Raw genomic sequence first — 6268 nt, 5'->3', positions numbered from 1 at the left:
GGGCACGCCTGCGGGCTGGCGGGTCAGCTGCTACCTGCCGGGACGCTGAGGCACGCGCCCTGCGGCGTCGGCCGATCGGCCGACACCTGCGAGTCGGCCGGCCCCCGCTTCCGGGTGCGTCGGCGGTCAGTGGCCCCGCCCGCCGCCCCGGGTGCCGCGCGGGCGGGTCAGGGTGAAGCGGTCGACCGGGACGAGGTCCCCGTACGGCCCGCTGACGGAGTAGTAGGTGACGCCGATCGTGGTCTGCCCGTTGCGCCCGCCCGGGTCGACGTCGAAGGACGCGAAGCCGTACGGGTTGTCGGCGTCCCGGAAGGCGGACCAGGGGGCGTCCTCGATCACGTACACCGGCGGGCGCTTGCCGGTGGCCGGGTCGACGGCGCCGACGCCGGTGATCACCCGGGCCTTGGCGGGGCTGAAGAAGAGCTGGTTGGACGGGGCCGAGGTACCGCCCCCGCCGATGACCATGTGGACGGTGCCCTTGGTGGTGTCGATGGTCTCGGTACCGGTGGACACCGGGATCGGCGTACGGGTGTCGGTCGGCTGCTGGCCGCGGATCGGGTGCGAGCGCTCGTAGTGGTGCTCGTGGCCGCAGACCACCAGGTCCACGCCGTACTTGTCGAACAGCGGCACCCAGGCCTCGCGGACGCCGAGGTCGGCGCCGTTGAACCGGTCGGCGGTGGAGATCACCACCTGGTGCATGCAGACCACGATCCAGTCGATTCCGGGGTCCGCGTTGGCCGCGATCAACTCCCGTTCCAGCCAGCGCTGCTGGGCGCCGCCGGAGTAGCCGTGGACGTAGCTGTTGCCGCCGTCCTGGTAGGCCACGTCGTCGTTGTTGAGGCTGATCACCCGCACCGAGCCGGCCGTGAACGAGTACCACAGGCCGCGCGTCTCCGCGTCGGAGCGGGCGTCCGGCAGCTCGAAGTACGCCTGGTAGGCGCCGTAGCCGATCGGGCCGTTGCCCTTCTCGTTCTCGTGGTTGCCGGCCGCGGGCATCCAGGGGCGGTGGCGGGCCGAGCGGGTGTTGTTCTCGAACCAGTCGGACCAGGTGCGGACCCGGTCGGTGGCGATGTTCGCGTAGCAGAGGTCGCCGTTGAGCAGGTGGAACAGCGGGGCGATCCGCTCGACCCCGGCGGTGGTGTCGCCGGCGGCGGGGCTGCCGAGGTTGTCGTTCACGTAGCCGTTGGCGGTCTTCTTGCCGAGGGTCGGGGTGCCCTGGTCGCCGAAGCTGGTGAAGGTGAAGGCGGACCGGCCGCGCGGGGCGGTGCGGACGGTGCCGAGTTCGGGGGTGGTGCCGTCGTGGACGGCGGCGTAGACGTAGTCCGTGTCGGCGCGCAGGCCGGTCAGCCGGGCGTGGTGCACCTGGACCTCGGTGCCGGACGCGGCGTCCCGGTAGGTGCGGGTCGCGGCCTGGACCGTCCGGCCGAAGCCGCTGTTCGAAGTCCCGTACATCACCCGGGGGTTGCCGACGGACCGGGTGGTGTGCCAGGAGACCACGACCTCGCGGGAGGCGTCCGAGCCGAACTGGAGGTGCAGGCCGGCCACCCGCGGCGCGCCGGAGCGGTCCGGCCGCTGCCACAGCACCGGGGAGGCGGCGGCGGGGGCGGCCGAGACGCCGGAGAGGGACACGGCGCCGCCGAGGCCGACGCCGGTCGCCCCGGCCAGGAGCCCGCGCCTGCTGACGGGGAGACGTCCACTGGAATCGTTCATGGCGGCCAGCCCACCGGACGAAGGTGAACCGCGCCGGGTCCGCCGCGTGAACTTTCCCGTCCGTCACCCGTGCGTCACACTGCTGGGCGTGACGAGGACGAACGGCGACGGCCCGCGGGTGATCCGCACCCTGATCGCGGACGACCAGGAGGCCGTACGGCGCGGGGTGCGGCGGATCCTGACGGCCCAGCCGGACATCGAGGTGGTGGGCGAGGCGGCGGACGGGCTCGCCGCGCTGGAGCTGGCGGCCGAACTGCGGCCGGACGTCGCGCTGGTGGACATCCGGATGCCGCGGATGGACGGACTGGAACTGACCCGGCGGCTGGCCGGGCCGGGGGTGGCGGAGCCGGTGCGGGTCGTGGTGCTGACCACCTTCGACCTGGACGAGTACGTGTACCCGGCCCTGCGGCACGGGGCGTCCGGCTTCCTGCTGAAGCGCTCCGGCCCGTCCCTGCTGGCCGAGGCGGTACGGGCGGCCGCGGACGGGGAGAGCCTGATCAGCCCGTCGGTCACCGTCCGGCTGCTGCGGCACGTGACGGCGCCGCGCCGACCGGAGCGGAAGCGGCCCGCGCTTGTGGTGCCGCTGACCGAGCGGGAGGTGGAGATCGCCGGGCACGTCGCGGCGGGCCGCACCAACGCGGACATCGCCGCGGAGCTCTTCATCTCGCCGGGGACGGTGAAGACCCACGTCGCCAGCATCCAGCGCAAGCTCGGGGTGGCGAACCGGGTCGGGATCGCGGTGCACGCCTGGGAGATGGGCTGGGCGGCGCGGGAGCGGTAGCAGCGCCGCCGCGGAGACGGGAGCGCGCCCACGGGGCCGAGGGGATGCTCCGTGGACGCGCGGAACCTACGAGGTGGGGGTGGCCTCCGGACGTGACGTCCTCCGGCCGGTAGTTCGATCGTCGACCGAGGTAGTCATCCAGCGTCGGACCCTGATCCGTCTCGATCCGTCGCCACTGCCTCCTGCGGTCGAACTCCTTCAGCTACCTCGCAGGTCCATCTCCCATCATGCGCCTCCTGCGGGCTGTGCACCAGGGGTGAACGGTATGAATCCAACCAATTTTCGCAACTCGGGCAATCGGGGGCGGATCGGGCGGCTGGGTTGCCGGTCGGCGGGGCTTGCCGGGCGATGGGACTGCCGGGCGGCGGGGCCGCCGTCAGGGGCGCGGCCAGCCGTCCACGAAGGTCAGCGTCCGCTGGTACGGCCCGTCGGGCCCGGTGCTGCGGTACTCCTCCGTGCTGCTGCCGGTCCGGACGGTGCGGTCCCCGTCGTGCCGCCGGGCGGTGGGGCGCAGGGTGTGGTCGAGGGTGGAGCGCTCGGTGACGTGGCCGCCGGTCGCCGCGGTGGCCTCGCGGTGGTAGCCGAGCTCCATGGTGGTGGTCTGGTCGGTGTTCCCGGCCGCGTCGCGGCTCACCCGGTAGCCGACGTCCAGCGGTTCGCCCTCGTGCACGGTGGTGGTGCGGTGCGGGCCGCCGCCCCAGGTCGCCGTGGTGCGGGTGAGGTCGGTGCCGTTGTGCAGCGTCACGTCGTTGCCGCCGTCGCGCAGCCGCTGGGCGGAGCGGAAGGCGAGCTCGTCGCGGACCTCGGTGGTGATCCGGCCGTGCGAGGTCTGCACCCAGCCCCGGGCGAGGTCGTCGCGGGCCGCGGTGACCGTCCAGTCGCCGCTGCCGCCGCCGTGGTCGGCGAGGTCGGTGGCGACGGTGGCCTCCGGGGCGACCCGGTGGTCGGTGAGCTGTCCGGTGGTGCGGGCGGCGCCGTGGTCGGTCTCGGCGAAGAGGTTGACCTGGCCGGTCCAGACGTCGTTGCTCTGCGCCTCGGCGGTGTTCACGGTGACGCCCACGCTGTGCGGCCGGCCGTCCAGCAGCAGTCCGACGTACGGGGTGAGGTCGAGCCGGTAGGCGGGCAGGTCGAAGGCGAAGAGGCCGGGCACGGGCCGCCAGAGCAGTGGGTCCCAGCCGCCGGTGTAGATCACCGGGTACGGCCAGACCGCGCCGGCCACCCGGCCGTCCACGGTGAGCCGCAGTTCGCGGAACGGGCCCTTGCCGCAGATGCCGCTGCCCGGGTTGGCGGCGGCGAAGGCGTCCGGTGCGGAGGCGTAGGCGAACTCCTCGCAGGCGCCGCCGCCCCGGGCGTAGACCTCGGCGGTGAGGCGTTCGAGGTTCTGCGGGAAGACGAGGTCGCGCCCGGCGGCGGGGGCGGCCTGGGTGAGCCCGAACGGTCCGGTGGTGAGCAGCCGGTCGGCGGAGCGGGCGGCCGGCCAGTGCCCGTCCGCGGTGTAGAAGGTCAGCTTGGCGCTGATCGTGAAGACGCCGGTGTAGGTGGCGTCGGTGACGTTGGCGAGGTCGAAGGAGAACTCCTGCGGGCCGCCCGCGAAGAGCGGGGCGTAACGGGTGACGTCGTGCTCGACGTTCCAGGCGATGCCGTCCTTGGACGGCTCCGGGGTGGAGGAGAGCAGCACCTGGACGCCGCCGACGCGGACGCTGAAGATCCGGTCGAACTGCCGCCCGGCGACCTGCCCGTGGAGGTCCATGACCACCGCGGACCAGGGGCCGGCGCAGTCGGCGGGCGGGGTGAGGGTGGCGTTGTACGGGGTGTCCGGCGGGTTGCCGTACCCGTTGCGGAACTCGCGCTCGTGCATCACCTCGACGGTGCAGGAGTGGGTGTCGGGGCGGGTGAGCGGCTTGGTGGCGGTGACCGGGTCGTGGTAGTCGGTGCCGAAGTCGGCGTGGGCCGGGCCGGCGGTGGTGAGGGTGCCGGCCAGGGTGAGGACGGCGGCGCCGATCAGACCGGCGGTGCGGCGGAGCAACGGGCGCAGGGCCAAGGCGGTTTCCCGGGGTCGGGCGGCCCGCGGGCGGGTGCCGCGGGCCGGTCGGATGATCCGGGAATCCTTCCGGGGGTGGCATGCCAGCGTCAAGGAGTCGCGCTCCGCGCGGAGGCCGTGTACGGGTGACGGACCATCAGAAACCTCCGTACTCACTCTGGTTTCCGATGCGAACCGTCCATACGCTGAGCGGCACGTTGCCCCACCGCAGCGGCATCCTCACAGAGAGTTCGCATCATGACCGGACTTCTTCCCCCCACCGCTTCCGCCGTCCAGGTCTCCGAGGAGGTCGCCCGGGCCCTCGCCGACGGCCGGCCGGTGGTCGCCCTGGAGTCGACCATCTTCACCCACGGCCTGCCGCGGCCGCGCAACCTGGCCGTCGCGCTGGAGGCGGAGCGGCAGCTGCGGGCGGCGGGCGTCGTGCCCGCCACGATCGGGGTGCACGCCGGGGTGCCCACGGTCGGGCTGAGCACCGGGCAGATCACCGAACTGTCCGCCGCCGACGGCCTGGACAAGGTGAGCCTGCGCGACCTCCCGGTGGTCGCCGCGCTCGGCCGGCACGGCGGCACCACCGTCGCCGCCACCGCCTTCCTCGCCCACCGCGCGGGCATCCGGGTCTTCTCCACCGGCGGCCTCGGCGGCGTGCACTTCGGCGCCTCGGAGAGCTTCGACGAGTCGGCCGACCTGACCGCCCTGGCCGCCACCCCGGTCACCGTGGTCAGCGCGGGCGTGAAGTCCATCCTCGACATCCGCGCCACCCTGGAACGCTTCGAGACGTACAACATCCCGGTCCTCGGCTACCGCACCCGCAGGTACCCCGGCTTCTACGTCACCGACTCCGGCCACGAGATCAACTTCAGCGTGGAGTCGCCCGAGCAGGCCGCCGGGGTGATCGAGGTTCGGGACCGGCTCGGCCTGCCGCAGGCCGTCCTGATCGCCAACCCGGTCGACCCGGCCGAGCAGCTGCCGCCGGAGGAGCTGGACGGCATCCTGGCCCGCGCCCGGGCCGAGGCCGAGCGGCAGGGCGTCACCGGGAACGCCGCCACGCCGTTCCTGCTCGACTTCATCCAGCGGGACACCGGTGGGCGCAGCCTGGACGTCAACGTCGAGGTGTACCGGGGCAACGTCCGGCTCGGCGGGGAGATCGCGACGGCGCTGGCCGGCCGTGCCTCCGGCGCTTCCGGTGCTGCGGCGGTCGGTGGTGCCGCCTCGGCGGGTGGTGCGGCGCCCGGCGTTGCCGCGGGCGGTGGTGCCGCGGTCGGCGATGCGGCCTCGGCGGGCGCCGTCGAGACCGGGGTCTGAGCCGTGCTGGGGGTGCTCGGGGACCTCGTCGAGGACATCGTGGTCTGGGCCGACGGCCCGCTGCGGCACGGCACCGACTCCGGCGCCCGGGTCTTCCGGCGGCGCGGCGGCAGCGCGGCCAACGTCGCCTGCTTCGCCGCCGGGCAGTACCCGGCCCGCTTCCTCGGCTGCGTCGGCGAGGACGCGGTCGGGGACGGCGTCGTCGCCGAACTGACCGGCCACGGCGTCGACGTACGGGTCTCGCGGCGCGGCCGGACCGGCAGCGTCGTGGTGCTGATCGACCAGGACGGCGAGCGGACCATGCTGCCCGACCGGGGCGCCGCCACGCTGCTGGAGCGGGTCCCGGACGCCTGGCTGGCCGGACTGACCCACCTGCACGTGCCGGCCTACTCCTTCGACGGCGAGCCGGTCGGCGGTACGGCGGTGGACCCGCT

Annotated in this window: 5 protein-coding genes; 3 read left to right on the top strand and 2 right to left on the bottom strand. The window is 74.0% G+C overall.

The annotated features are described in order from the left end of the window. Nucleotides 1–126 precede the first annotated feature (126 nt). Entirely contained in the window at nucleotides 127–1710 is a 1584-nt protein-coding gene (locus tag ACFU6K_RS28130) for a purple acid phosphatase family protein (protein ID WP_380667619.1), read from the bottom strand. A gap of 88 nt (nucleotides 1711–1798) precedes the next feature. Here ACFU6K_RS28130 and ACFU6K_RS28125 point away from each other — a divergent pair, with 88 nt between their 5' ends. After that, nucleotides 1799–2491: a response regulator gene (locus ACFU6K_RS28125; protein WP_380667617.1), complete on the top strand. Its 693-nt coding sequence runs from the start codon at nucleotides 1799–1801 to the stop codon at nucleotides 2489–2491. A 376-nt stretch (nucleotides 2492–2867) separates the two neighbouring features. On the opposite strand, the gene ACFU6K_RS28120 is transcribed toward ACFU6K_RS28125, so the two are convergent. Then, entirely contained in the window at nucleotides 2868–4532 is a 1665-nt protein-coding gene (locus ACFU6K_RS28120) for a peptide-N4-asparagine amidase (RefSeq protein WP_380667615.1), read from the bottom strand. A 237-nt stretch (nucleotides 4533–4769) separates the two neighbouring features. On the opposite strand from ACFU6K_RS28120, the gene ACFU6K_RS28115 reads away from it, so the two are divergent. Both ACFU6K_RS28115 and ACFU6K_RS28110 read left to right on the top strand, forming a co-directional pair. After that, nucleotides 4770–5834: a pseudouridine-5'-phosphate glycosidase gene (locus ACFU6K_RS28115; protein WP_380667613.1), complete on the top strand. Its 1065-nt coding sequence runs from the start codon at nucleotides 4770–4772 to the stop codon at nucleotides 5832–5834. Nucleotides 5835–5837: 3 nt separating this feature from the next. After that, on the top strand, nucleotides 5838–6268 hold a 431-nt coding region (locus tag ACFU6K_RS28110; protein ID WP_380667611.1), incomplete at its 3' end, for a carbohydrate kinase family protein.

Source organism: Kitasatospora sp. NPDC057512, from assembly GCF_042802135.1.
Classification (GTDB): Bacteria; Actinomycetota; Actinomycetes; order Streptomycetales; family Streptomycetaceae; genus Kitasatospora.
Note: the sequence above shows the minus strand (reverse complement) of the source record. Positions and strands in the feature narration are given on the sequence as shown.